The 25945-nt window shown below is 72.1% G+C and carries 21 protein-coding genes; 7 read left to right on the top strand and 14 right to left on the bottom strand.

What is annotated here, in order from left to right; translation table 11 throughout:
* Window positions 1-224: 224 nt before the first annotated feature.
* Complete coding sequence (locus ACFUNE_RS30810; protein ID WP_383574795.1) at window positions 225-1373, top strand: helix-turn-helix domain-containing protein; 1149 nt, start codon at window positions 225-227, stop codon at window positions 1371-1373.
* A 69-nt stretch (window positions 1374-1442) separates the two neighbouring features.
* On the opposite strand, the gene ACFUNE_RS30815 is transcribed toward ACFUNE_RS30810, so the two are convergent.
* The 12 genes from ACFUNE_RS30815 to ACFUNE_RS30870 all read right to left on the bottom strand — a co-directional run bounded on the left by ACFUNE_RS30815 (window position 1443) and on the right by ACFUNE_RS30870 (window position 14286).
* A complete protein-coding gene (locus ACFUNE_RS30815; protein WP_383574797.1) occupies window positions 1443-1967 on the bottom strand; it encodes an O-acetyl-ADP-ribose deacetylase in 525 nt (174 codons plus the stop codon).
* Window positions 1968-1996: 29 nt separating this feature from the next.
* Entirely contained in the window at window positions 1997-2323 is a 327-nt protein-coding gene (locus ACFUNE_RS30820; protein ID WP_383574799.1) for a transposase, read from the bottom strand.
* A 228-nt stretch (window positions 2324-2551) separates the two neighbouring features.
* Window positions 2552-5362, bottom strand: a complete 2811-nt coding sequence (locus ACFUNE_RS30825; protein ID WP_383574801.1) for a hypothetical protein — start codon at window positions 5360-5362, stop codon at window positions 2552-2554.
* Window positions 5359-6471, bottom strand: coding sequence for an AAA family ATPase (locus tag ACFUNE_RS30830; RefSeq protein WP_383574803.1), 1113 nt, complete (start codon window positions 6469-6471; stop codon window positions 5359-5361). The genes ACFUNE_RS30825 and ACFUNE_RS30830 overlap by 4 nt, the downstream gene beginning before the upstream one ends.
* Before the next feature lie 97 nt (window positions 6472-6568).
* Window positions 6569-8056, bottom strand: coding sequence for a VWA domain-containing protein (locus ACFUNE_RS30835; protein WP_383574805.1), 1488 nt, complete (start codon window positions 8054-8056; stop codon window positions 6569-6571).
* Window positions 8053-9444, bottom strand: a complete 1392-nt coding sequence (locus ACFUNE_RS30840) for a hypothetical protein (RefSeq protein WP_383574807.1) — start codon at window positions 9442-9444, stop codon at window positions 8053-8055. The genes ACFUNE_RS30835 and ACFUNE_RS30840 overlap by 4 nt, the downstream gene beginning before the upstream one ends.
* A complete protein-coding gene (locus ACFUNE_RS30845; protein WP_383574809.1) occupies window positions 9444-9947 on the bottom strand; it encodes a hypothetical protein in 504 nt (167 codons plus the stop codon). The genes ACFUNE_RS30840 and ACFUNE_RS30845 overlap by 1 nt, the downstream gene beginning before the upstream one ends.
* 196 nt (window positions 9948-10143) lie before the next feature.
* The gene (locus ACFUNE_RS30850) at window positions 10144-10824 is read right to left on the bottom strand and encodes an alpha-ketoglutarate-dependent dioxygenase AlkB family protein (protein WP_383574811.1); all 681 of its coding nucleotides are present in this window, start codon (window positions 10822-10824) and stop codon (window positions 10144-10146) included.
* Window positions 10821-11378 (bottom strand): ABC transporter substrate-binding protein, encoded by a 558-nt coding sequence (locus ACFUNE_RS30855; protein ID WP_383574812.1) that lies wholly within the window; start codon window positions 11376-11378, stop codon window positions 10821-10823. Before ACFUNE_RS30855 ends, ACFUNE_RS30850 begins: the two co-directional genes overlap by 4 nt.
* 46 nt (window positions 11379-11424) lie before the next feature.
* Complete coding sequence (locus ACFUNE_RS30860) at window positions 11425-12156, bottom strand: 2OG-Fe(II) oxygenase (protein WP_383574814.1); 732 nt, start codon at window positions 12154-12156, stop codon at window positions 11425-11427.
* A gap of 52 nt (window positions 12157-12208) precedes the next feature.
* Window positions 12209-12718 carry a methylated-DNA--[protein]-cysteine S-methyltransferase gene (locus ACFUNE_RS30865; protein ID WP_383574816.1) on the bottom strand — a complete coding sequence of 170 codons (510 nt, stop codon included), beginning with the start codon at window positions 12716-12718 and terminating at the stop codon, window positions 12209-12211.
* 80 nt (window positions 12719-12798) lie between these two features.
* Window positions 12799-14286, bottom strand: a complete 1488-nt coding sequence (locus tag ACFUNE_RS30870; RefSeq protein WP_383574818.1) for an AlkA N-terminal domain-containing protein — start codon at window positions 14284-14286, stop codon at window positions 12799-12801.
* Between the two features lie 131 nt (window positions 14287-14417).
* On the opposite strand from ACFUNE_RS30870, the gene ACFUNE_RS30875 reads away from it, so the two are divergent.
* Window positions 14418-14897 (top strand): Fur family transcriptional regulator, encoded by a 480-nt coding sequence (locus ACFUNE_RS30875; RefSeq protein ID WP_383574820.1) that lies wholly within the window; start codon window positions 14418-14420, stop codon window positions 14895-14897.
* Window positions 14890-16356: a catalase gene (locus ACFUNE_RS30880; RefSeq protein WP_383574990.1), complete on the top strand. Its 1467-nt coding sequence runs from the start codon at window positions 14890-14892 to the stop codon at window positions 16354-16356. Before ACFUNE_RS30875 ends, ACFUNE_RS30880 begins: the two co-directional genes overlap by 8 nt.
* Window positions 16357-16428: 72 nt before the next feature.
* Here ACFUNE_RS30880 and ACFUNE_RS30885 read toward each other — a convergent pair whose 3' ends face one another.
* Window positions 16429-16806: an ankyrin repeat domain-containing protein gene (locus tag ACFUNE_RS30885; protein ID WP_383574822.1), complete on the bottom strand. Its 378-nt coding sequence runs from the start codon at window positions 16804-16806 to the stop codon at window positions 16429-16431.
* 201 nt (window positions 16807-17007) lie between these two features.
* Between ACFUNE_RS30885 and ACFUNE_RS30890 the strand changes: the two genes are divergently transcribed.
* Window positions 17008-18558, top strand: a complete 1551-nt coding sequence (locus ACFUNE_RS30890) for a sugar transferase (RefSeq protein ID WP_383574824.1) — start codon at window positions 17008-17010, stop codon at window positions 18556-18558.
* A 72-nt stretch (window positions 18559-18630) separates the two neighbouring features.
* On the opposite strand, the gene ACFUNE_RS30895 is transcribed toward ACFUNE_RS30890, so the two are convergent.
* Entirely contained in the window at window positions 18631-19614 is a 984-nt protein-coding gene (locus tag ACFUNE_RS30895; protein ID WP_383574826.1) for a GDP-L-fucose synthase family protein, read from the bottom strand.
* A 114-nt stretch (window positions 19615-19728) separates the two neighbouring features.
* On the opposite strand from ACFUNE_RS30895, the gene gmd reads away from it, so the two are divergent.
* Genes gmd through ACFUNE_RS30910 form a run of 3 tightly spaced genes read left to right on the top strand, consistent with a single transcriptional unit; the run spans window position 19729 to window position 25771 of the window.
* Window positions 19729-20742 carry a GDP-mannose 4,6-dehydratase gene (gmd, locus tag ACFUNE_RS30900; RefSeq protein WP_383574828.1) on the top strand — a complete coding sequence of 338 codons (1014 nt, stop codon included), beginning with the start codon at window positions 19729-19731 and terminating at the stop codon, window positions 20740-20742.
* Window positions 20739-23519, top strand: coding sequence for a DNRLRE domain-containing protein (locus ACFUNE_RS30905; RefSeq protein ID WP_383574830.1), 2781 nt, complete (start codon window positions 20739-20741; stop codon window positions 23517-23519). The genes gmd and ACFUNE_RS30905 overlap by 4 nt, the downstream gene beginning before the upstream one ends.
* Window positions 23516-25771: a LamG-like jellyroll fold domain-containing protein gene (locus ACFUNE_RS30910; protein ID WP_383574832.1), complete on the top strand. Its 2256-nt coding sequence runs from the start codon at window positions 23516-23518 to the stop codon at window positions 25769-25771. The genes ACFUNE_RS30905 and ACFUNE_RS30910 overlap by 4 nt, the downstream gene beginning before the upstream one ends.
* The last annotated feature ends 174 nt before the right edge of the window (window positions 25772-25945 follow it).

The following is a 25945-nucleotide window of genomic DNA, read 5'->3' on the forward strand; positions in this document are numbered from 1 at the left end:
GCGGAGTCTCTTCCGGTGGGTGCGGGCGGGAGCGGGCCCCGGGACCGGGGGCGCCTCCCGCGGGGCCGAGGGGCGCCCGCGGCGCACGAAGACCGGTCCGCCGCGGGGCACCGCCCTGTGGTGAAGCCCAAACCTAGGCGGTGAGGACGCCCTCCGACATGGGGTGCCTCACGGGGTTCCGCTCCGGTCTTGTGAAATCCCACAAGGATGGCGATAGTCCGGAGATGCACTCCCCCGGCGACTGGGCCTCCATGGTCCACCTGATCGAACGGGTCGTCGGCGAGGACGATCTGCTGCCCTCCGTGGTGAACGGGGTGCGCACCATGGTGCGCGAGGTCGCCGTGCTGCCCGCGGCCGACGTCTCCGGCCACACCCGTGCTCTGCTCGCCGCGGCGACGCGCGCGGTGGCGGCCCGTCGCGGCCCCACGGAGGCGGAGCTGTCGTTCGTCTCGGAGCTGGGCACGGCGCGCGCCCTCCAGGGGGTGCCCATCGAGGCGGTGCTCAGCGCGATCCATGTCGCGGAGCGGGCGATCTGGTCACGAGCCAGGGAGGCGGCCGCCGAGGAGGGGGTCTCCGCCGGACTTCTGCTCGACGCCCGCGAGCTGTACGACGACTGGTCCGAGGCGGTCCGCGCCAGGCTGATCACGGCTCACCGGATGACGGAGCTGGCGCGGGCCCTGCCCGCCGCGAACCGGGACGCGGCACTGCTGCGCCGGCTCCTCGCGGGTGGCTCGGCCGCCGCGCTGGCCGCGGCGGAGGCGGGCCTCACGGGCACGGACGGGCTGTGGGTGCTGCTGGCGAGGCCCGGCGACACGCTCCCGGCCACGGCCGTGGACCGGGCGCCAAGTGACCGGGCGCCGGGTGACCGGGCGCCGGCGCTGCTGGCCCTGGTGGACGGCCTGCTGACCGGCGTGCTCACCCGCGCGCCCGGCTCCGCCCCGGTGCCGGGCGGCGCCGTCGCCGGAGTGGCCGGCCCCGCAGGGCCGGAGGAACTCGCCGCGGCACGAAGGCTGGCGCTCGCCGCGCTGACCGCGGCGGAGGCGGCGGGGCGCACCGGGCCGGTCCACATCGCCGACGTCGCCTCCCTGTCCGCGGTCCTCGACCGCGCCGACCTGTCCTCGGCGCTGGCCGACCACCACCGCCCGGCTCTGGCGGCGCTCGGCTCCACCGCGCGGGCCGTCGCCCGGGCGGTCGGGACCTGGCTGGAGACGGACCGGGACGTCACCGCGGCGGCCGCCGCCCTGTTCGTCCACCCCAACACCATCCGGAACCGCGTCCAGCGGTTCACCCAGGTCACCGGGATCGACCCGCACACGACCTTCGGCGGTGTGGACGCCTGGTGGCTGTGCAGGACCTGGCTGGCACAGCCCTGACCCCGGAGGCTTCCGGCCGGTCGGGGCTGAAGTTCCGCCGCCGTCCGGGCCGGTCGTCGCGGCGTCGGCTCAGTCGGTCAGTGCCTCTTCGAAGCGGACGTACGCTTCCTGGTCGAAGAGCACGAAGCGCACCTCGGCCACCGGGGGAAGTGTCGCTTCCCGTACCGTGCGAACGGCGATCCGGGCCCCGTCGTCGAGCGGCCAGCCGTAAATGCCGGTCGAGATCGCGGGGAAGGCGACCGTGCGGGCGCCCAGTTCCGAGGCGACCCGCAGGGACTCCCGGTAGCACGAGGCCAGCAACGCGGAGCGGTCCTCCTCGCGCGACCAGACCGGCCCCACCGTGTGGATGACGTGCTCCGCGCGCAGCCGGCCGGCGGTCGTCGCCACCGCCTGCCCGGTGGCGAGTCCCCTGCCGTAGTGCGAGGCCCGCAGCTCGCGGCAGGCGGCGAGGATCTCGGGCCCGCCACGCCGATGGATGGCGCCGTCCACACCGCCGCCTCCGAGGAGCGAGGAGTTGGCGGCGTTGACCAGGGCGTCTGCGTGCTGCTCCGTGATGTCTCCGCGCACGAGGACGATGTGCGGTCGTGTCGTCATGCGGTCATCCTGCCGCAACCGCCGCGGGGTCACTTCGCCTTCCGGCCCACGTCGCAGTCGTCCGCCGTACGGACCTGGCCGCGCAGGGTGTCGTGGATCCGCTCGACGGTCCCGTCGTCGTGCCACCAGGTGAAGTACCAGTACACGGTGGGCCAGGGTGGGAAGGACCTGGGCAGCGCGCGCCAGGCGCACCCCGTCCTCACCACGTAGAGAAGCGCGTTCACGATCCGCCTGCGTGGGTGCTTCTCCCGACGCCCGCCCTTCGGGCCGATCCTCGCGGCCGGCAGCAGCGGCTCGACCAGGATCCACTGCTCATCCGTCAGATCTGACGGGTATTCGCTTCCAGAACCACTCACGGAGGGCTCAACGACCCCTTCAGTGACGGGACACGACAGGCCGTGGTTGTCCGCCGGTGAGGCCGTCGGCACGTGGGTGTCGCCGGTCCCGCACCGAACCGGGCCGGGCTAGAGCCGGGGCCAGGGCCGGGGCCGGGGCCGGAAGCATCGTGGTGCGGCCCCGGCAGAGGAAGCGGCGGCACGTGCCGTCCGCGCCGCACCGCCGCTTCCACTGCCGTCGGACTGCCGTCAGACTCCCGCCAGCAGCGCCTCCAGCGCCGACGCCGTCTCGGGGTGACGGCCGACGAGCACCGCACCGGAGGGCTCCTGTGCTTCCGCCTCCCAGGTGCCCTCGCAGCCCAGCAGCTCCGCCAGGCTGTCGCACGTCTCCGGGTGCGCGGCGAGCAGCACGGCACGGCGGGGCGAGGTGGCGCCGGTCGCCGCCGGGGCGGCCGGTGCCTCCGGGACGGCCTCCCACGGCGGCACCCAGGCGTCCAGAGCCGCGAGGCGGCCGGGGAAGACGCGTCCGGCCTCGCGTATCAGCAGCGGGGTGAGGTCCGCGCCCTCGGACCGCAGCGTGGTGATCAGTGTCGGCAGCCAGGGCAGCAGCACCGGGTCCGGCAGCCGCGCGAACGCCTTCGACACCGCTTCGACGACGAAGTCGGCCAGCTGCGGCACGGGCTCCAGAGCATGCAGGAAACCGCTGAGATAGCGCGGATAGGCCGGCACCACCAGGGGATTGTCCAGCAGCGCGTCGCACCGCTCCCGCAGCTCGGCGCGGGACAGCTGCCCGAGCTGCACCTGCGCCGCCCACAGCAGCGCCGTCCTGGACGGCTCCCGCGGGTGGGACTGCGCGAAGGCCAGGTCCAGCTGGGTCCGGTCGCAGCCGAGCGACAGGGCCAGGCTCTCCATGCTGAAGAGGAATCCCAGCATCGCGGCGACCTGGCGGACGGTCGCGTCGTCGTCGGTGAACGCCGTCGGCAGGAGGGTGCAGTAGTGCGCGTATCCCGTCTTGGCGAAGGATTCGATCCACGACGGCAGGGTCGGCCGGGTGATGCGGTAGTACGCCAGGAGCCGGCGCACCCTGCGCAGCACCTCCGGCGCACCGTCGACGCTGCGCTCGGTGGCCAGCACTTCCAGGGCGCGGGTGCCCAGCTCGTCGGCGAGGCGGCCGCTGCGCAGGTGCAGCACGGCATCCTCGACGGCGGCCAGGACCTGCGCCGTGGTGGCGTTCGGGGCGTAGGCGGCGCGGCGCAGGCGCTGCTCCAGCACCTGCTCGATGCTGACGCCCTCGTAACCGAGCTCGATCAGCGCCCGCTGGTGGGTGCCCAGTGCGAGGTCCCAGGACTCCTGGACCGACTGCTTGCCGAGCTCCCGTTCGCCCATGATCGGGCGCGCGGCGCCGTGGGGCATGAGGTGGCGCAGCATCCACAGCACGTCGGAGCAGCGCCGCAGTTCCGGTTCGGAGGTCATGTCCAGCAGGGCCCGCTGCACACCACGCTGCTGGAGCTTGAGATTCAGCGGAGCGAGGCGGTCGTGGACGTCGCGGGCCAGGGGCGGCAGCGCGTCGTAACCGACCTGGCCGATCCGGTCGCCGCCCATCAGGATCTCCACGAGGCGGCGCACGTCGCGCCTGCCCGGCACGGTCTCCTTCTCGATGCAGGTGACCGCCGCGTCCTGGAAGTCGTACGGCGTCGGCCTGGCCCGGTCGCGCATGCCGGCCAGCAGGATCGATGTCTCGAACACGGCGATGGCGTCGGCGGTGGAGGCGAGGTAGCCGTTGCGACGGGCGGAGCGCACGATCTCCACCGACCAGCCGAGGAGCTCGGCCTCGTCCAGCCGGTCGAGGGCGGGTGGGCTCTGCAGGAAGCCGGAGAGCTTGTCGGAGGGAGCTTCCGGTGCCACCGGCACGGCGGCCGCGGCGCTCTTCCGGGGCTTCGCCGCCGCCTTCTTGGCGCCTGCCTGACCCGCGAGACGGAACGGCTGCACCCGGGTGCGCTTGAGGTTCTTCGCCCACTGGGTCGCGGCGATCGACACGGAGCCTGCGGCGAGGCCGAACTGCGCCTCGATCGACGCGTGGCTGGACGGGATCAGGCCGTGCTGCCAGGTGCTCTCGCTCGGCGGGGTGATCTCGAAGGTGTCGCTGCCGTGGACGCCGAACTCCTCGACGCGGCTCGACGCGTGGAACGCGCCGCAGACGTAGAGGCAGTCCTCGGGATCGGTGCCGGTCGCGGCCAGGTGCTCGCGCATCCGGGTCCACATGTAGCGCTCCCGGTCCTCGTCCACCCGGACGCGGTCCGTCTCCCCGGGCGCCAGACGGCGGAACAGGCTGCCGATCAGGAGCATGACCTGGCGGTAGGTGTCGTGGTCGCTGTCGCCGAGCGGCAGCTCGACGTACTGGTGCCACCACTCCGACCAGTGCCGCACACGGCCGCGGTGCAGGAGGTGCTCCTCCAGCTCGGCGAACCGGGGACGGAGATCGCCGATCTCCACCCCCACGGCGTCGCCGTGCAGGGCCGCCTCCTCCTCGGCGGGCGGTGCGTCCGGTGCGTCCGGGCCGGGGGGCTCGCTCGCGCCGGCCTGCCACTGGAACACGTGGTCCGAGGAGCGGTCGACGAGGACCAGCTCGACGCCCGGGGTGTCCAGGGCGTAGGCGATGGCCTGGTACTCGGCGGACGCCTCGGTGATCGGAGCGACCACCGAGAGCGGCGCCCACTCGGCGGGGAACCCCTTGACCTCGCTCGCGAACGCCTGGACGGCCACCGGGAGCCGGCAGTTCCTCAGCTCCGGCAGGAGGGGCGCCATGTCCTCGCACAGCTCCAGGTAGACGACCTTCGGCTGCTTCTCCCGGAGCCGGCGCGCCATCGCGACCGCCGAGGCGGGCGAGTGGTGACAGACGGGGAAGATCTCGAGAGGTTCGCGCACGGCGCGGTCGACGTCGTCGACGATGCCCAGGAGGATGCCCTGCAGCGCGTCCGGCCCGTCGGCGAACTCCGTCGCGGCGTCCTGCAGTTGTCCTCGGAGCGCCTCGAAGGGCGTCCCTTCGCTCAGGGTGCTCATGACAGGGTGGCGATCGCGTCGCGGCCGCCCTCCAGGAACTCCGGCCAGGAGCCGCCCTCTTCCTTGCTGCGCGGCTCGACGATGCCGTGCAGGTACTTGTTGAGGATGGCCAGGTCCTCCGGTTCGCGCCGCGCCAGCGACCCGACGAGCGAGGAGGCGAGGGTGCGGGCGGTCAGTTCGCGTGCGCCGAAGAAGTTGCTGTGCAGGATCGCGTCCTCCAGTACGCCGATCTGTTCGGCACTGGACAGCGCGGACTCCAGCTTCTCGTCGTCGCTGCCCGCCGCGGCGGAGGAGGCCCGCAGGTCCGCGAAGCTCTGCAGCAGCACGTCGAGCAGGGTGGGCGGCACGTCCAGCTCGATCTGATGGCGGCGCAGCAGCTCCTCGGTGCGGAAGCGGACGATCTCCGCCTCGCTCTTCTTGTTCGTCACCACCGGGATGCGGACGAAGTTGAAGCGGCGCTTGAGTGCGGAGGACAGGTCGTTGACCCCGCGGTCGCGGCTGTTGGCCGTGGCGATGACGGAGAAGCCGGGCTTGGCGAAGACGATGTTGTCGCTGTCCATCTCGGGGACGGAGATGTACTTCTCCGACAGGATCGAGATCAGCGCGTCCTGGACGTCGCTGGTGGAGCGGGTGAGCTCCTCGAAACGGCCGATCGCCCCCGTCTCCATGGCGGTCATGATCGGTGAGGGGATCATCGACTCCCGCGACTGGCCCTTGGAGATCACCATGGACACGTTCCAGGAGTACTTGATGTGGTCCTCGGTGGTGCCGGCCGTGCCCTGCACCACGAGGGTGGAGTTGCGGGAGATGGCGGCGGAGAGCAGCTCGGCCAGCCAGCTCTTGCCCGTACCGGGGTCGCCGATGAGCAGCAGCCCGCGGTCGGACGCCAGCGTGACGATGGAACGCTCGACGAAGCTGCGGTCGCCGTACCACTTCTGGGGGATCTCGCGGTCGAGGCCGTCGGAGCGCTCGGATCCCAGGATGAACAGGCGGACCATCTTGGGCGAGAGCCGCCAGGAGAAGGGCTTGGGGCCGTCGTCCACCGACTCCAGCCAGTCGAGCTCCTCGGCGTACTTGATCTCGGCAGGGGCGCGCAACAGGTCGGACATGTCTGGATGCCTTTCGAAGATGTGGGGTGCGACTGCACCGGGGCAGGGGCCCCTGAGGGCTCCGTTCGGACGAGAGGCCCTGGAGCCTCTCGTCGCCCTAGGTGAGGAAGGTCTTGAGCTCGTGGACGAGCTTGCGTATGTGGCCGGAGAGCACCGGCGTCCCCTGGTCCTTGAAGCGCTCCCGGAACCACGGATTCACGCTGGCGCGGCCGGAGCTGGTCACCGAGCCGACGGGGATGAACTTGGCTCCGGAGCGGTGGATGGCGGCCATGCTCTCGAACAGCGGCTCGGTCTGCCACTCGTAGAAGTCGGAGATCCACACCACGACGGTGTTGCGGGGTTCGGCGATCTTGGGCTGGGCCAGCGCCATGGCGACCGTGCCGTCGGTACCGCCGCCGAGGTTGGTCCGCAGCAGCGTCTCGAACGGGTCGTGCACCCACGGGGTGAGGTCGAGCGCCTGGGTGTCGTACGCGATGAGATGGACGTCCACCTTGGGCAGGCCCGCGAAGATCGAGGCCAGGATGGTGCAGTTGACCATCGAGTCCACCATCGATCCCGACTGGTCGACGACCACGATCAGCCGCTGGGGCGTCGTCCTGCGCGCGGTGTGGCGGTAGAAGAGGCGGTCGACGTAGAGCCGTTCCTCCTCGGGGCTCCAGTTGGTGAGGTTCTTCCAGATCGTGCGGTCGAGGTCCAGGTTGCGGAACACCCTCTTGGGCGGAACCGAACGGTCCAGGGCGCCGACGGTCGACTTCTCCACCTGGGTGCGCAGCACCTCGGCCACCTCGTCGACGAAGCGCCGGATCAGGGCCTTGGCGTTCGCCAGGGCGACACCGGACAGGTTGTCCTTGTCGCGCAGCAGCTGTTCGATCAGGGACATGCTCGGCGTCAGCTGACCGGCGAGGTGGGGATCGGCGAGGACCTCGCGCAGGCGCATCCTCTTGACGAGGCCGGCCTCGATGGAGCCGAGCTCCGGGCCGATCTCCGGGATCAGCCGGCTCAGATCAGGTGTCCTGCCGCCACCGCCCGTGCCGGTCGGGCTGACGCCCGTGCCTCCGGCGCGCCCGCCGCGCAGCTCGCCGGGCTTGCAGCCGAGGGCGCGCTCCAGCCAGCCCGCGTCGGACTGCCACCGGGACAGCTGTCCCGCGGAGACGGCGCCGGGCGGCGAGTGGAAGACGTTGAGCAGCACCTTCGAGACGAGCGCGGCACGCCGCACCTCGGCGGCCCGGTCACGGTCGTCGTCCGTGTCGTCCGTGTCGTCCGTGCCTTCCGTGCCTTCCGTGCCGGCGGCCTCGGCCGCGTCGTCCGTGCGGGCGGCCTCGCCCGTGTCGGTGGCCGGCACCATCAGCCCCTCGAACTCGGCGGCCAGCCCGGGGTGGCGCTGCACGACGGAGTCGACGGAGGCCTGAGGATCCAGCAGTGCGGCCGGCAGGCCGATGTCCTCGACCACGGCGAGGCTCGCCGACTCCAGGGCCGCGTGCTCCTCGGGGTCGAAGAGCCGGGCGAGCAGGCGCCAGTACATGACCTGGCGGCGGTTGTCGTGCGCGCTGTCCCCGGTCACCTCGGGGTTCGGCTGTCCGGTCATTTCCGCAGCAGCCTTCCCGCGCGCTCGCTCAGCACCTTCGCGGCGTCGGTGGCGGCCTTCTCGGCCCTCACTCCGGCCTTGTCGGTGGTCCCACCGGCCCACGCGCCCGCGTGCACCGAGGTGACCTTCTTCCGCACCGTGGTCTCGACGGCGAGCGGCTGCACGGCGAACTCCCCCGCGTCCCAGCGGATCAGGGCGACGCAGGCGCCGGACTTGGCGACGGTCTCCGGGGTGAGCGGGCCGGCGGCCGGGATGCGGTCGGTGTCGACGGCCAGGTCGATCCCGGCGACGGTGAAGGTCAGCACGCCGTCGTCGTCCGTGCGGGCGGTGTAGCCCTCCAGGAAGACGGGCACCGCGATGCGCGCCGGGTGCCGGTCCAGGGGCGCCGTCACGGGGGCGGTCGCGGTGGGCAGGGCCACGCGGGCCGTGGCGAACACCTCGGCGGGCTCTCCGGGGCGGGCGTGCTCGTCGCTCCAGATCAGGTCGCCCTCGGCGGTGACCGGCATTCCGGTCAGAGCCATCGAGCGGCCCTCACCGGCGGCTGCGAGGAGCGACATGTGCGGGCGCAGCAGCTGCCAGATCCCGGCTCCCACGACGGTGTCGGGCTTCGGTACCGACACGCTGGCGCGCACGAGACGGGAGGAGGACCCGTCCGCCGGCTCGAACACGGCGTGCACCTGCGCCTGCGCGGCGGTCGCGTGTTCCTGTACGTCGATGCCGAGGGGCAGCAGACGTCCGTCGATGCTCCCGACGACGGGCGTCGCGGAGGCCCCGGGCACCGTGAGCAGCATTCCCCGCGACCAGAGGTCGGCCCAGCGTCGCAGCGGGAAGCGTTCCGTCGAGGAGCCGGGGCAGGACGCGGCGAGCTCGGCGGCGAAGCCGTCGAGGAGGGACGCGAGACGGCGGAGGGACGGGTCGGGCAGCATCGCCGAGACGACCTCCGCAGCCCCGGACACCACCTCGTGGTCGAGGCCCTGCCACCCGCAGCGTGCCAGGTCGGAGAGCCAGGCGCGGGCGGCCGTCAGCAGGTTGGCGGCCTGCCCGCCGTCGGCCGCCGGGGCCGGCCGCTCACCGCGCGAACGGCCGGCGGCTTCCTCGACCCGGTCCAGCAGCGCGTCGTGGACGGAGCCGAGCAGCGCCGTCCGCGCGGCGGCCAGGGCCACGAAGTGGCCCTCGTCCGCTCCTCCGGCCGCCGCCTTCGCCGCCGCCTCGGCGACCCGGGCGGCCAGCGGCGTCCCCGTCAGCGCCTCGGCGAGGCGCGTCGGGCCGGCCGCTCCGGCCGGCTGGGGGCGGAGCATGCCGGCGACGAGAGCGCGGTCGAAGGCGTCCACGGCCGCCAGAGCCTCGTCCAGCCCGTCCACGGGCTCGGTGAGCAGATCGGCGCGCATCACGCCACCGCCCTGGTCGGCGGGAAGAACTGCATCTCGGGCAACGGCACGGTGGCCGGGTCGTGTTCGAGGTAGGCCAGGTGGCGCAGGAACCGGCTGAAGACGGAGGCGGCGGCCTTGGTCGCGTCCATCTGCGGGCGGGTGCTCCGCATGGCCGAGGCGAGCACCGCTCCGTCGACGTCCCCTTCCGGAACCTCGACCTTCAGGTAGCGGACGACGCGCTCGGCGCCGTACTGGAGGACCGCCTCGTTGACGAGGGCGCCGATGTGGTTGCAGAACGAGCCGCGCGCACCGCCGCAGGGCCGGTTGTTGTTGGTGCTGCAGGCGAACGCGTAGGTCGCGGTGGCGACGGACGAGACGTAGACCCGCCCGATGTCCGAGCCACTGGAGACCACACCTTGCAGGCGTCCGTCGGCCAGCTCGACGAACGGAACCTTGGCGAGCTTGCGCGGCCTCGCGGGTGGTATCACCCGTGCCGTGCTCGACCTCTCCCAATCCGACAACGCGCCATCTCCAATGCACAGCCGAGGGGTTGTATCCGCCGGACCGGCGGAACACGACTGAACCTACTGGCGCCCACTGACAACGCCGTCGTCACGGCCGGGAGAAGGCGCAATCAGGAGCGGGCGGAATCGGCAGAGGGCGGGACCGGGAGAGGGCGTCACCGCCTCGTCACCGGGAGGAGGCAGGACCGCCTCGTCACGGCCGGGAGGCGGCAGGGCCACCGGCGAGCCCGGTGACCCGCATCGTGATGTTGAGCCGCCCGGAGTTCAGACCGGTGGCCGGGTCGCCGGTGCCCTCGTGGACCCTGGGCACCCCGTGGTAGGCGAAGCGGGAGGGGCCGCCGAGGACGAACAGGTCGCCCGAGGCCAGCTCGATGTCGGTGTACGGCCTGGCGCGGGTCTCGGTGTTGCCGACGCGGAAGACGCAGCTGTCGCCGACGGACAGGGAGACGACGGGGTCGGACGACCTCTCGTCCTTGTCCTGGTGCATGCCCATCCGGGCCTGTCCGTCGTAGAAGTTGATCAGCGCGGTGTCCGGGAGGTAGTCCGCTGCGGCCGCCTCGTCGCCGTAGGCCGCCAGGAGGGCGCGGCGGCCGAGCCCGACCATCCACTCCGGGAACTCGGCGACCCGCAGGCCGTTCACGTCGTCCGCCGTGCGGGTGTACCGGTACGGCTGCCAGTGCCAGCCGACGCACACCGTCTGTACGGACATGACACCGCCCCGGGGCAGCCGGGTGTGCCGGATGGGGACGGGCCCGGTGGCCCAGGCGCGGCACGCCGTCACCAGTTCGCGCTGCTGGGCGAGGGTGAGCCAGCCGGGGACGTGCCACGCGCCCGGGGTGACCTCCATGGTGGGACGCGGGATCAGGGCGCTCATGGCGCCACCTGCTCCGGCGGGTGCACGGTGATCCGGTGACGGCGCACCTCCCAGGTGCCGCCCTCGGCGGTGGCACCGCTCAGCCCGTCCACGGCGCCGGGGCCCGCGAGCCCCGGCAGCCGGGGGTCCTGGAGGGAGGCGAAGGCACAGGTGCGCGCGGGATCCCACTCGGTGGAGTGCCGCAGCCGGCGCGCCAGCTGGACGAAGCCGGGGAGGGCCGCGGCCATGACCCAGGCGTCGGGCGGCTCCGCCGTCAGCCGGGTCGCCGGGCGCAGCCAGGAGGCCGCCGTCTCGGGCCAGTCCACCGTGGCGAGGACCGTGCCGCCGCGTGCCCGCCATGTGGCGGCGAAGGCGCCGGCCGCAGCCCGGGACGCCGCGTCCCGGCTGTGGCCCACGGCGACGGTGCCGGTCCCGTGCTTCGCCTTCCGCAGCAACAGGGATACCAGCGCGGCGAGTTCCTCCTCGGTGTGCGGGGCCGGGTTCGGCAGCGGGCCGCCGGCGGCCAGGTCCCGGGCACCCAGCAGCGGGGACTTCCTGTCCGTACCGGTGCTCATCGTGTGACTCCCCTTGCGTGGCATCGGTCGCCCTCCCGTCGTGGCTTCAGGCCGCGTCGTGGAAGACGAGGCCGAGTGTGTGCCGTTGCGCGGACCGGACCGTGCTCACTCCGTGCCGCATCGGGCCGGCCGACCAGCCCCGTACGCCCCGCACCGGGCGGTCCCGGGTGGTGAAGACGAGCCCGTGTCCCTGCGGCAGGGTCGTGGACGATCCGCGGGACTGCGCGCGGGGGCGCTGCTCGGTCATGAGGAACTCGCCGCCCGTGTAGTCGACGCCGGGAGCGTCGAGGCCGACCACGACCTGGAGCGGGAAGAGCAGGTCTCCGAAGATGTCGCGGTGCAGGGCGTTCCAGTCACCGGGCCCGTAACGCAACAGGATCTGCGCGGACTTGCCCTGTCCTGCCTCGTGGCACATGGCCACCCACTCCGCCAGGCCGTCGGGCCATGGCGCGGGTTTGCCGAGCCTCCCGGCCCAGGCGCGGGCGAGGGGCAGGAGCCGCGGGTAGAACGCCTCCCGGGGCTCGGAGACCTGACCGGGCAGGTCATGGGTGAAGTAGCGGTAGGTGCCGGAGCCGAATCGGTGGCGGGCCATGTCGACGGTCGTCCGGAACAGGCCGGGCTCGTCGAACAGCGTGGTGAGCGCGTGGCACTCGGCGGGGGTGAGGAGCGGCCCGGTGAGGGCGCTGCCGTACGCGTCGAGGCTGTCGGCCAGCGTGTCCCAGCTCTGGCCCGCGACCCGGTCGCTCAGGGGAGCGGCCGGGTGGAGGGTGTCGGTCATCGGTGCGCCTTCCTCGCATGTCCCGGGGCGTTCACGTGCCCGGGGGCGGCCGTCAGGCCGTCCGGTGGGGGTTCTCCAGGTCCAGCAGCTGCCGCTTGCGATCGATGCCGCCCGCGTAGCCGGACAGGGCGCCGCTCGCGCCGATCACACGGTGGCAGGGGCGTACGACCAGCAGCGGGTTGGCTCCGATGGCGGTGCCCACCGCGCGTACCGCCGCGCGCGGGGCGCCGATCCGCGCGGCGATCTCGCCGTAGCTCAGGGTGGTGCCGTACGGGATGGCCTCCAGGGCCTTCCACACGCGCCGCTGGAAGTCGGTGCCCCGGCCCGCGGCGTACTCGATGGCGAAGCCGGTCCGGCTCCCCCCGAAGTACGCGCGGAGTTCGGCGGCGATCGCGGTGAACGCCTCCGCGTCCCGTGTCCAGCCGTCCTGGACCGTCGCACCGCCCTTCTGGCCCGGCACCGAGAGGGAGACGAGTGCGGTGCCGCCCCGGGCGGTGGCCGACTCCTCGCCCACCAGCAGCAGCTCGCCGAGCGGGCTGTCGGTCGTGGTGTAGAGCGTCATGGTCGGGATCCTTCCGGTTTCATCCTCGGTGTACTCAACTGTGCGGGGTCGGCCGCGATGTCGCTGGCGGGATTCGGACGTCACGCTGCCGCGACGCGGCGCCGGTCCCTGGCCGCGTTCCAGAAGTGGTGCATGGCGTAGGTGCGCCAGGGGCGCCATGCCTCGGCGTCCACCGGCTCGGCGCCCGTGTGCCGCATTCCGGCCCGGACGGCCACGTCGCCGGTCAGCAGGATGTCGGGGTCGCCGAGAGCCCGCATACGGATGTAGCCGGCAGTCCAGGGGCCGACACCCCGCAGACCCAGGAGCTGCTTCTCCGCCTGGTCACGGTCGGCGCCGGGGTCGAGCCCGATCCGCCCTTCGGCCAGCGCCGCCGCGACGGCGCGCAGGGTGGCGCGCCGCGCGGCGGGCATCCCCAGCTCTTCGAGGGCGGCCCCGGCCAGGTCGCCGGGGTCGGGGAACGTACGGGTGAGGGTGGAGCTGGGCACCTGGAGCGGAGTGCCGTAGGCGTGCACCAGCGCGCTGCCGAGCCGGCGCCCCGCGGCCACGGAGACCTGCTGGCCGAGGACGGCCCGGACGGCCAGTTCGTGCACGTCGGCGGCGCCGGGTGCGCGCAGCCCCGGCGTGCGGGCGACGAGCGGGGCCAGTGCGGGCGTCGCGCCGAGGCGCTCCGCGACCGCGTGGGGGTCGGCGTCCAGGTCGAAGAGGCGGCGCATCCGCTGGGTGGCCGTCGTCAGGTCTCGCAGGTCGCCCAGGTGCAGTCTGCACTCCAGCCAGCCGTCGCCGGTCCGCTCGCGGACCTCGGCGATGCCGGTGCCGTGCGGCAGACGCAGGGTGCGCCGGTAGGTCCGCCCGCCACGCTCGCCGGCCATCTCCTCGATGCCGGTGAGGGCGCGGGCCGCGAGGTGGTCGAAGATCTCGGCCGCGGCGTACGGTCCACGGTGGGCCAGCCGCAGCGGCACTCCTCCCGCTCCGTCCGCGGTACCGACGGAGCCGAAGCGGGAGGACCGGCCGGGGGGCGTGGCGCGCAGCTCGCCGGGGGTGAGGGCGTAGATCTCCCGGACCGTGTCGTTGAACTGCCGCACGCTGGCGAAGCCCGAGGCGAACGCGATCTCGGCGGCCTGCAGGGTGGTGGTCTGGAGGAGGACCCGCGCTGTGTGGGCGCGCTGCGCGCGGGCGAGCGCGATGGGACCGGCACCGACCTCGGCGTTCAGCTGGCGCTGCACCTGGCGGGCGCTGTAGCCGAGGCGCGCGGCCAGGCCTGCGACGCCTTCGCGGTCGACGACGCCGTCGCCGATCAGCCGCATCGCACGGCCCACCAGATCGGCGCGCGCGTTCCAGTCGGCGGAGCCGGGCACGGCGTCGGGGCGGCAGCGCCGGCAGGCGCGGAATCCGTCGCCCTGGGCGGCTGCCGCGGTGGGGAAGAACCTCACGTTCCGCCGCTGGGGCGTGGTGGCCGGACAGCTGGGGCGGCAGTAGATCCCGGTCGTGGACACGGCGAAGAAGAACTCTCCGTCGAACCGGGCGTCGCGGCTGCTCACCGCCTCGTACCTGCTGTCGTCACTGGTCATGTTTCAAGGGTGCGGCATCGCGGGCAGCTGTGCTGGCGGGAATCGGACACGGCACTCGGCGCTGCGACAAACCACAGTTCTCTTGCATGTCTATGATTGGAATCATTCCAGAAAAGTGGTTGACTGCGTAGATGATCGAAGCCGAGGCCAGGACGCTCCTTCGCGGAGCGTCGTTGCGGGTGACCCGACCCCGGGTCGCCGTGCTCTCGGCCGTCCACGAGGCCCCGCACGCCGATGTCAGTACCCTCCTCACGCTGGTACGCACACGCATCGGCACGGTCTCGACCCAAGCCGTCTACGACGTGCTCAAGACGCTCGTCGACGCCGGACTGGCGCGACGGATCGACCTGCCGAATTCACCGGCACGGTACGAAGGACAGTCCTGGGACGACCATCAGCACGTGGTCTGCCGCTCGTGCGGCACGATCGCCGATGTCGATGCCGCGCAGGACTCTCCGCGCCTCGAGGCGCCCCGTGGTCACGGGTTCACCGTCGACCGCGTGGAGGTGACGTACTGGGGTCTGTGCCCCGGTTGCCGAACCGGGCGCGCTCATCGGGATCCGGAGTCGGTGCACCGAAGTCTTCACACGGAGGAGCAGGAAAATTTCTGACAACACGAAGCCGCTGACCACTGCCGCCGGCGCACCGGTCGCGAACAACGAGAACGCCGTGACCGCCGGTCCGCGCGGCCCGATGCTGCTCCAGGACGTCTGGTTCCTGGAGAAGCTGGCCCACTTCAGCCGCGAGGTCATCCCGGAGCGTCGTATGCACGCCAAGGGATCGGGCGCCTTCGGCACCTTCAAGGTGACGCAGGACATCACCCGTTACTCCAGGGCCGCGCTCTTCTCCGAGGTCGGCAAGGAGACCGAGCTCTTCGCCCGGTTCTCGACCGTCGCCGGTGAGCGCGGGGCCGCCGACGCGGAGCGCGACATCCGTGGTTTCGCCCTCCGTTTCTACACGGAGGAGGGCAACTGGGACGTCGTCGGCAACAACACGCCGGTCTTCTTCCACCGCGACCCCCACCACTTCCCCGACCTGAACCGCGCGGTGAAGCGCGACCCGCGCACCAACCTGCGCTCGCCGGAGAACAACTGGGACTTCTGGACCAACCTCCCCGAGGCCCTGCACCAGGTCACCATCGTGATGTCGGACCGCGGCATCCCCGACGGCTACCGCCACATGCACGGCTTCGGCTCGCACACCTACTCGTTCATCAACGAGAGCAACGAGCGCTTCTGGGTGAAGTTCCACTTCCGCACGCAGCAGGGCATCAAGAACCTGACCGACGCGGAGGCCGCCGCGGTCGTCGCCGACGACCGCGAGTCCTCGCAGGCGGACCTGTTCGACGCCATCGAGCGCGGCGACAACCCGAAGTGGACCTTCTTCATCCAGGTCATGCCGGAGGCGGACGCCGCGACGTACCGCTACCACCCGTTCGACCTCACCAAGGTCTGGTCCAAGAAGGACTACCCGCTCATCGAGGTCGGCGAGTTCGAGCTCAACCGCAACCCGGAGAACTACTTCGCCGATGTGGAGCAGGCCGCGTTCACGCCGGCCAACCTCGTGCCCGGCGTGGGTGCCTCGCCGGACCGCATGCTCCAGGGGCGGCTGTTCTCCTACGGTGACGCCGCCCGCTACCGCGTCGGTGTCAACCACCACCAGATCCCGGTGAACCAGCCCCGCGGCGCGAAGAACGTCAACACCTACCACCGCGACGGCCAGCTGCGCGTGGACGGCAACCAGGGCGCGGTCCCCGGCTACACCCCGAACAGCTACGGCCGCTGGGCGGAGCAGCCGCAGTTCGCCGAGCCCGGTCTGGCGCTCGACGGTGCCGCCGCCGACCGGTTCGACTACCGCGAGGACGACGACAACTACTTCGAGCAGCCGGGCAACCTCTTCCGGGCGATGACCCCGGACGAGCAGGACGCCCTGTTCGGCAACACCGCCCGGGCCATCGACGGCGCCTCACAGGCCACCGTCGAGCGTCACATCGGCCACTGCACGCAGGCCGACCCGGCCTACGGCGAGGGTGTGCGCAAGGCCATCGAGGCCCTGAAGGCCTCCAAGTAGACCTGACCGGCCGGCGTACGCGAGGGGCCCCGGGCAACGACCAGTTGCCCGGGGCCCCTCGTGTCGTGGCCGCTATGCCAGCAGAGCCGTCCTGCCGAACATCTCCGCCGTGGCCCGCGCACTGGGGGTCCCCGCGTCGAGGTCGGCGCCCGCCGCCACCAGCGCCCCCACGATCGCGTCCTCGCCCTTGAACAGGGCCCCCGCCACCGGCGACTGGTCCCGGGCGTTGCGCAGGTCGACGTCGGCGCCGCGCCCGATGAGCGCGCGCACCGTCCCGGTGTGCCCGTGGTACGCGGCGAGCATGAGCGCCGTGTTGCCCTCCCGGTCCTGGACGTCGACCGGCAGGCCGTGGTCGAAGAACTCCAGGAGCTCGTCCGTACGCCCCTGCCTGGCCAGATCGGTCACGATCACGACGAGCTGGTCGGTCTGTTCCTCGGAAAGCGGTTCCATACCCCTATTTTAGGCGCGTCCCCCTGGAGCCGCCGGACGGAGCGACGCGGATCACATCGCCCGTCCTGTCTGAACTTCACTGGAACTCCAGCGAAATGGCACGTGTGTGGATATCGTGCACCGAGCGAGGGCGCATCCGTCAGTCCATGGGATCGGCGGATGCGTCCCGTTTGTGGGGATGCAACTGTGGCTGGGGGGTTCATGGGGCATGTCGAAATACCTGAATCAGATATATCCGGGCACGTCGGGCTGGCGGGGGCACCACGACCGCGTACCGCCGGGTCCCGGAACCGCACGGTGGCTCCGGAGCAAGTGTGGAGAGCCCCGACGACTGTCGAGCGCGATCACGCGGAGAGACCGCGGGCGAGCACTTCGTCCGTTCCGCGTGTGCCGTTCCTCGCCCTGGCCGATCTGCTGGGCCTGGGGATTCCCGCCTGGCTCGTCCTGCGGGCCGGGGACCAGCCGGGCCCGCTGACCTCTGCGGCATCGGCGGCCCTGGTGTGGACCGGGGTGCGCGCCATGCGCGGCCGGTACGAGCACCGGCTGCCGGGGGAGACCGCGGGGGCGTCCCACGCCGCCTTCGGCGACTGGCTCGCGCTCATAGGGGTGCTGGCACTGCTCCTGGCCGTGACGGACGGCGGCCTCGCCCCGGCGACAGCCGTGGCGGCACTGGTGCCCGGCCTGGCCGTGGCCGTCCTCGCCGGGGCGGCGGTCCGGTGGCGTTCGGGGGCGGGCGCACGAAGGGGACGCCGGGTCCTGGTGGTCGGCGAGGCGGCCGGCCTGGACCGGGCCGTGAATCTGCTCAACTCCCGCAAGGATCACCCGTACACGGCGGTGGCGGTGGTCCCGGTGGGTCCGGCGGTCCCGGACTGCGGGACACCCGTCCCGGGGCGGCTCGCACCCGAACCGGCCGACGACGACGTGTCCACGGTGCTCGGCGGGGCCTTCGCCCACGACGCAGATCTCGTGCTCGTCACGCCCGGCCCGCAGCTCGACGACGACCGGCTCCGCCGGCTGGCGTGGGGCCTGCACGACGGCGGGCTGGCCCTCTGCGTGCTCTCGGACCTCTCGGGGGTGGCGGCAGCCCGGGTGCGGCCCGCGTCCGCCGCCGGGCTGACGCTGCTGCATGTCGCGCCTCCGCTGCGGCGCGGTCCGCAGGCTGCGCTCAAGGCGGTGGTCGACAGGGCAGGCGCCGCGCTCGGCCTGCTGGTGCTCTCGCCGCTGTTCTTCGGGGTGGCCCTGGCGGTACGGGTCTCCTCACCCGGTCCCGTGTTCCACCGCCAGACCCGTCACGGGAGGCACAACAGGCCGTTCACCATGTGGAAGTTCCGCACCATGGTGGCCGACGCCGAGGCCCGCAGGGAGCAGCTCTCGGCAGCCAACGAGAGCGAGGGCCCGATGTTCAAGATGCGCCGGGACCCGCGGGTGACCCGGATCGGTCACGCCCTGCGCAGGACGTCCGTGGACGAGCTCCCGCAGCTCCTCAACGTGCTGCGGGGTGACATGTCCCTGGTAGGCCCACGTCCGCCGCTGCCGGAGGAGGTGTCGCGCTACGACGAGCGCGAGTTGCGGCGGCTGGCGGTCCGGCCCGGCCTGACCGGCCTCTGGCAGGTCAGCGGCCGGTCGGACCTCTCCTGGCAGGAGACGGTGTCGCTGGACCTCTGGTACGTCGACAACTGGTCGGTGGCCACGGACATGGGGCTCCTCGCCCGTACCGTGCGTGCCGTCACCGACGGGCGCGGGGCGTACTGAGACGTGGCGGGGGGACAGGAGGGGGGCCGCGTGTACGGCTTCAGGGCGTATCGCGGCCGCCCGGCCGGCCGGTCAGTTCCGGGGGGGCTGCCGGCCGAGCCACCAGGCGTAGGTGCGGGCGATGCCGTCCCGCAGGGGGATCTGCGGCTTGAAGCCGAGGGAGGAGAGCCGGGACACGTCCAGGAGCTTGCGCGGGGTGCCGTCGGGCTTCGACGTGTCCCAGACGATGCGCCCCTGGTACTCCGTCACGTCGCGTACCGTTTCGGCGAGTTCGCGGATGGCGAGGTCCTCGCCGCAGCCGACGTTGACGGGTTCGTCGCCGTCGTAGGTCTCCAGCAGCCGCACGCAGGCGGCGGCGAGGTCGTCGACGTGGAGGAACTCGCGGCGGGGGCTGCCGGATCCCCAGAGGGTGACCTCCTCCGCGCCGTCCCGCTTCGCCTCGTGAAAGCGGCGGATCAGGGCGGGCAGCACGTGCGAGGTCTCCAGGTCGAAGTTGTCCCCGGGGCCGTAGAGGTTGGTGGGCATGGCGCTGATGTACGAGGCGCCGTACTGCCGGCGGTAGGACTGGACCTGCACGATGCCGGCGATCTTGGCCAGTGCGTAGGCCTCGTTGGTCGGCTCGAGCGGGCCGGTGAGCAGCGCGTCCTCGGGGATGGGCTGCGGCGCGTGCTTGGGGTAGATGCACGACGAGCCGAGGAAGAGCAGCCGCTCGATCCCGGCGGCGTGCGCGCCCGCGATCACGGCGAGCTGGATGCGGAGGTTGTCCTCCAGGAACTGCACCGGGCTGGTGCTGTTGGCCATGATCCCGCCCACCTTGGCGGCGGCCAGCACGACCACGTCCGGGCGGGCTTCACGCAGGAACGCCTCGGTCGGCGCGGCCTCGCGCAGATCGAGCTCGTCCCGGCCTCGGGTGATCACCTCGTGGCCGTCGGAGGTGAGGCGGCGCACCAGCGCCGAACCGACGAGGCCTCGGTGACCCGCGACGAATATGCGGGCGCCGGGGCGCAGCAGGGGGCGGACGGATTCCTGGGGCGGGCCGGGGAGATCAGTCGTCATGACTCGGATTCTGCCAGCAGCACGGCGCCCGGGTGACTCTTTGCCGCATTCCGCTCAGATCAAGCTATTTCGGTGAACAAATCGCCCGTCGGGCGACCACAGAAGGGGGGAGTCATGGCTAAAACCGCACTCATCACCGGCGTGACCGGACAGGACGGTTCGTACCTGTCGGAGCTGCTGCTCGAGAAGGGGTACACGGTCCACGGGCTGATACGCCGCTCGTCGAGCTTCAACACGGAGCGGATCGACCACATCTACCAGGGGCCCGAGGAAGCGAATCGTTCCTTCGTGCTGCATCACGCCGACCTCTCCGACGGCGTGGCGCTGGTGAACCTGCTGCGCGACATCCAGCCCGACGAGGTCTACAACCTCGGGGCCCAGTCCCATGTCCGGGTGTCCTTCGACGCCCCGCTGTACACCGGTGACGTCACGGGGCTCGGTACCGTACGGCTGCTGGAGGCGGTCCGGGCCAGCGGGATCGACACCCGGGTCTACCAGGCGTCGTCGTCCGAGATGTTCGGCGCGAGCCCGCCCCCGCAGAACGAGAAGACCCCGTTCCACCCGCGCAGCCCCTACAGCGTGGCCAAGGTCTACGCGTACTGGGCGACGGTCAACTACCGCGAGGCGTACGGGATGTTCGCCACGAACGGGATCCTCTTCAACCACGAGTCCCCGCGCCGCGGCGAGACCTTCGTGACCCGCAAGATCACCCGCGGGGTGGCGAGGATCAAGGCCGGTCTGCAGGACCGGCTGCACCTGGGCAACCTCGACGCCGTACGCGACTGGGGGTACGCACCCGAGTACGTGGAGGCGATGTGGCGGATGCTCCAGTGCGACACCCCCGACGACTACGTGGTGGCCACCGGCGAGGGGGTCAGTGTCCGCCAGTTCCTCGAGTACGCCTTCGAGCACGCGGGTCTCGACTGGGCGGAGCACGTCCGCTACGACCCGAAGTACGAGCGTCCCAGCGAGGTCGACGCGCTGATCGGTGACGCGTCCAAGGCGGAGGAACTCCTCGGCTGGAAGCCCGAGGTGAAGTCGCGCGAGCTGGCCCGGATCATGGTGGACGCGGACATCCGGCTGCTGAGCGACCAGCTCACGGGCTCCGCGGTCCGGGTGGACCGGTGAGAGGGCCCGGACGTCTCAGACGGACCCGGGGTGGTGTGTACGCCTCGGTCCTCGCGCTCTCCGCGGGCCTGCTCGGCACCGTCGCCGCCACCGCTCCCCCGGCGGCCGCGCTCACCCCGCCGGTCGGCTTCACCGCCGACGCCCTGTCCACGTACCAGACCAACGGCATCGTCTGGGCCCTGGCCGAGGCGAACGGGGTCGTGTACGCGGGCGGCACCTTCTCGGGCATCAGGCCGGCCGGCTCCCCCGCCGGGAGCAACACGACGGCCGCCGTGAACTTCGCCGCGTTCGACGCGGCCTCCGGTGCGCCCACCGGCTGCTCGCTCTCCTTCACCCGCAGCAGCGGCACGGCCACGGTCCGGGCGCTCGCCGTCTCACCCGACAAGTCCACGCTCTACGTGGGCGGTTACTTCAACGGCGTCAACGGGACGGCCGTCAACGGCCTGACCGCCATCGACACCGCCACCTGCCGTCCGCGCACCGGCTTCGCCCCCCAGTTCGGGGCGACGGTGCGCGCGCTCGACGTCGCGGCGGACGGCACCGTCTACGCCGGGGGCGACTTCCAGACGGTCAACGGCACGCCGAGGCGCTCCTTCGGCGCGGTCACCGCCTCCGGCGCGCTGACCGGCTGGAATCCGAACGCGGACCGGCCCGGACGCACCCTGAGGGTGACCCCGGACGGGGACAGCGTCCTGATCGGCGGCGACTTCTTCACCGTCGGCGGCGCCGCCTCGCACGCGCTCGCGGTGACCAGCGCCTCGACGGGCGCCGTCACCCGTGCGTACGGGGCCGCCTTCATCCCCCCGTCCGCCGTCATCAAGGACATCGTCACCGACGCGGCGTCCGACGGCTGGTACGCGGCGGGCGAGGGCGCGGGCGGCGCCTCCTTCGACGGCCGGCTCGCCATGGAGCTCGACGGCTTCGGGCAGCGCTGGCGGGACACCTGCCAGGGCGCCACCCAGGCGCTCCGCGTCCACCGGGGCGTGCTGTACGCGGGCAGCCACGTGCACGACTGCTCGTCCATGGGCGGCTTCCCCAACCAGGTCCGCAAGCATCTGACGGCCCAGTCCGTCGACGACCCCGCGCTGCTGGGCTGGCTCCCGGACACCAACGACGGCATCGGTGAGCCGGTCGGGCCGCGCGCGCTGACCGTGTCCTCGCGGGGCGGCCGGGACTTCCTCTGGGTGGGCGGCGAGTTCACCACGGTCAACGGCAGCGGCCAGCAGGCACTGACACGGTTCGCCGACACCCCCGACACCGGGGCGCCGGCCGCTCCCGCGGTGAGCGTGTCGGCTCCGCGCGCGGGCGAGGTCAAGGTCAGCTGGCGCAGCAGCCTGGACCTGGACGACAGCCTGCTGACCTACCGGGTCTACCGCGACGGCGGCTCGGCGCCGGTGTACACGACGACGGGCTCCTCGCTCTTCTTCAGCAGGCCTCAGCTGACGTTCACCGACCGGAACGTGGTGGCGGGCCGGACGTACAGCTACCGGATCACGGCGAGCGACGGTACGAACACCAGCGGGCTGTCCACCGCCGCCGCGGTGACCGCCGCGTCCTCCGCCTCGCCCTACCAGGAGGCGGTGCTGGCGGACGGAGCCGATCTGTACTGGCGCTACGACGAGGCCTCCGGCGCCTTCGCCGCCGACGCCTCGGCGAGCGGCAACGGCGGGGTGTACGTGAACGCCCCTTCCTACCGGGCCACTCCGTCCGCGGTGACGGGTTCCGCCGCGCTCTCCCTCAACGGCACCGACGAGTACGTCTACAGCGACCGGCTGCACCGCTACACCTCGCCGTCGCCGTACTCGGTCGAGACCTGGTTCCGCACCACGTCGACGAACGGTGGCCGGATCATGGGCTACGGCAACAACATCGGCACCGCGCGGGGCCACACGAGCAGCATCTCCGACAAGCTGATGTACCTGACGGACGACGGCCGGCTGGTCTTCGGGGTCCAGAGCGGCAGCACCCGGCCCACCATCACCTCGGCCGGCTCCTACAACGACGGCGACTGGCACCACGCCGTGGCCACGCAGGGACCGTCCGGCATGGTGCTGTACGTCGACGGGGCAGCGGTCGGCACGAACGCGGCGACCGGGAACCGCTCCTACAACGGGTTCTGGCGGGTGGGCGGCGACGCCATGAACAACGCCTGGCCGAACCGCCCCACCAGCGACTACTTCGCCGGCCAGGTCGACGAGACCGCGGTCTACCCGTCGGCGCTGACCGCCGCGCAGGTGGCCGGGCACCACGAGCTGGCCGGCACCCCGCCGGGGCCGGGCGACAGTACCGTCGCCGTCACCCCGGACCAGGACGCGTACGTCAACAGCGCGGCTGCGAACACGAACTACGACGACACCCAGCTCGCCTCACGCGGCACCACGGCCTACATCGGCTATCTGCGCTTCACCCTGCCGGCCGCTCCGGCCGGCCAGGTGCTCAGTAGCGCACGGCTCGACTTCCGCACGTCGTCCGACTCGACGGCGGGTTCGGCCGAGAGCCACAGCATCGTGCCGGTCACCGGCACGTGGACCGAATCAGCGGTCACCTACAACACCCGGCCGACGCTCTCCACGTCCGTGCTGGGGACCATAACCGGCGCGTCCGCGGTCTCCACCGACTACTCGGCGGACCTCGACGCGACGGCGCTGGGCGGAGCCCTGGGCTCCGCCACCTCACTCGCCCTGACCAGCAGCGGGACGGACAGTCTCCGCATCTGGTCGAGCGAGGCAACCGCGGCCTACCGGCCGCAGCTCGTTCTCACCTTCGGAGATGAATGATGAACGGAAGTACGGGGCGGAGACCAGGGGGACGTGGCCGTGTACGGGCCGCCTCCGCCGCGCTCTGCCTGTTCGCGGGTGCGCTGACCGCGACCGCCGTCGGGGCCTCGCCGGCGACGGCTCTGACACCGCCGGTGTCCATCACCGCGGACGACCTCACCACCTGGCAGACCAACGGCATCGTCTGGTCGATGGCCGCGACGGACGGAGTCGTCTACGCCGGCGGCACCTTCTCCACCGTGCGGCCGCCGGACGCGGCGGCGGGCACCTCTGAACAGCCCGCGGTCAACTTCGCCGCCTTCGACGCAGCCACCGGCGCGCCGACGGGCTGCAGCCTGTCGTTCACGCTGTCCTCAGGGACGGCGACCGTACGGGCGCTCGCGCTGTCACCGGACGGCGGAACGCTCTACGCGGGGGGCCAGTTCGGCTCGGTGAACGGGGTGGGCGTCAGCAACATCGCCGCCATCGACACCGCGACCTGCACACCGCGCCAGAACTTCAAGATCGCCGTCTCGGCGACGGTGCGGGCCCTGGACGTCACAGCGGACACCGTCTACCTGGGCGGTGACTTCACCAGCGTCGGTGGCCAGACGAGGAGCAGCTTCGCCGCCGTCACCACGGGCGCGGACCTGCTGCCCTGGACGGCGAACGCCGACGAGGTGGCGCGGGCGGTCGAGGTGACGCCCGACGGTCAGCACGTGGCGCTCGGCGGTGACTTCTTCACCGTCAACGGCACCACCTCGCACGCCCTGGCCGTGGTGGACGCCACCACGGGCGCGCTCACGAAGAGCTACCCGGGCTTCATCCCGAACACCTCGACGGTGCAGGACCTCACGTCGGACGCGACCGGTCTCTACACCGCCAACGAGGGTACCGGCGGCGGCGTGTTCGACGGCCGGATCGCCATCGACCTCGACGACTACCAGCAGCGCTGGCGGGACACCTGCCTGGGCGCCACCCAGGCAGTCCTGGTCCACTCGGGCGTGCTGTACAGCGGCAGCCACGCCCACGACTGCGCCAGCATGGGCGGCTTCTCCGACCAGCCCCGCAAGCACCTGCTCGCCCAGTCCGTGGACGATCCGACGCTCCTGCCCTGGTTCCCGGACACGAACGACGGCATCGGTGAGCCCGTCGGGCCCCGGGTGATGACGCAGACCGACAAGGGAGGGCACCACTACCTCTGGGTGGGCGGGGAGTTCACCACCGTCAACGGCGGCGGACAGCAGGGCCTCACCCGGTTCGCCGACGGCCCGGACACCGGGGCCCCGTGGGTTCCCAACGTGAGCCTGTCGACGGTCTCCCCGGGGAAGATCGACGTCAACTGGCAGACCAGCTTCGACACCGACGACGGGGAGCTGACCTACCGGATCTACAAGGACGGGGCGAGCACACCCGTCCACACCGTCACGGGCTACTCGCTCTCCTGGGACCGGCCGCAGCTGAAGTGGACGGACACCGATGTGGCGGTGGGCGAGACGCACTCGTACCGCATGACCGCGAGCGACGGCACCAACACCAGCGCCAAGTCCCCGGCCCAGTCGGCGACCGTGGCGGCGTCCGCTCAGGCCTATCCGGCGCGGGTCCTCTCCGACGGGGCCTCGCTCTACTGGCGTTACGACGAGGGCACGTCCACCTTCGCCGCCGACACGACCGGCGGGCTGAACAACGGCTTCCTGCGCAACGGCCCCGCCTACCAGCAGACGCCGGCCGCGATCGCGGGCAGCTCGACGGCCATCGGTTTCGACGGCGCCACCGAATACGCGTACAGCAACAAGCTGCACGCGCAGCCGGCCCGCTTCTCCGTGGAGACCTGGATCAAGACCACCACCACCAGGGGCGGCAAGGTCATCGGCTTCGGCAACCTGACGATGCAGAACAGCACCCGCTACGACAAGCAGGTGTACATGGCCAACAACGGGCGGCTGGTCTTCGGCGTCTACAGCGGCGGCTACCGCACGGTCACCACGACCGGGGCCTGGAACGACGGCAACTGGCACCACGTCGTCGCCACCCAGGGCACGGGCGGCATGGCGCTGTACGTCGACGGGCAGCTGCGCGCGTCGAACTTCCTCTACTCCTCCAACGAGAACTACCCCGGGTACTGGCGGGTCGGCGGCGACAACCTGGCCAGTTGGCCCAACCGTCCGACCAGCAACTTCTTCGCCGGTCAGATCGACGAGACCGCCGTGTACCCGACCGCGCTGAGCGCTTCCCAGATCAGCGCGCACTACGCCCTGAGGACGGCTGAATGAGATATCCGTTCCTGGCCGGTGCCGCCGTCGCCCTGGCGACGGCGGTGCTGGCCGGCTGCGGCTCGTCCGGCGGGTCCGGCGACGGGGGCAGGGAGGCCGCAGCGGGCAGTACGCCGCCCGCTGCGGCCTCCCCCCCCCCCCCCCGGGGCGGGGGGGTTTTAAAAAAAGAAGCAG

The sequence above is a fragment of the Streptomyces sp. NPDC057287 genome, from assembly GCF_042667905.1.
Lineage (GTDB): Bacteria > Actinomycetota > Actinomycetes > Streptomycetales > Streptomycetaceae > Streptomyces.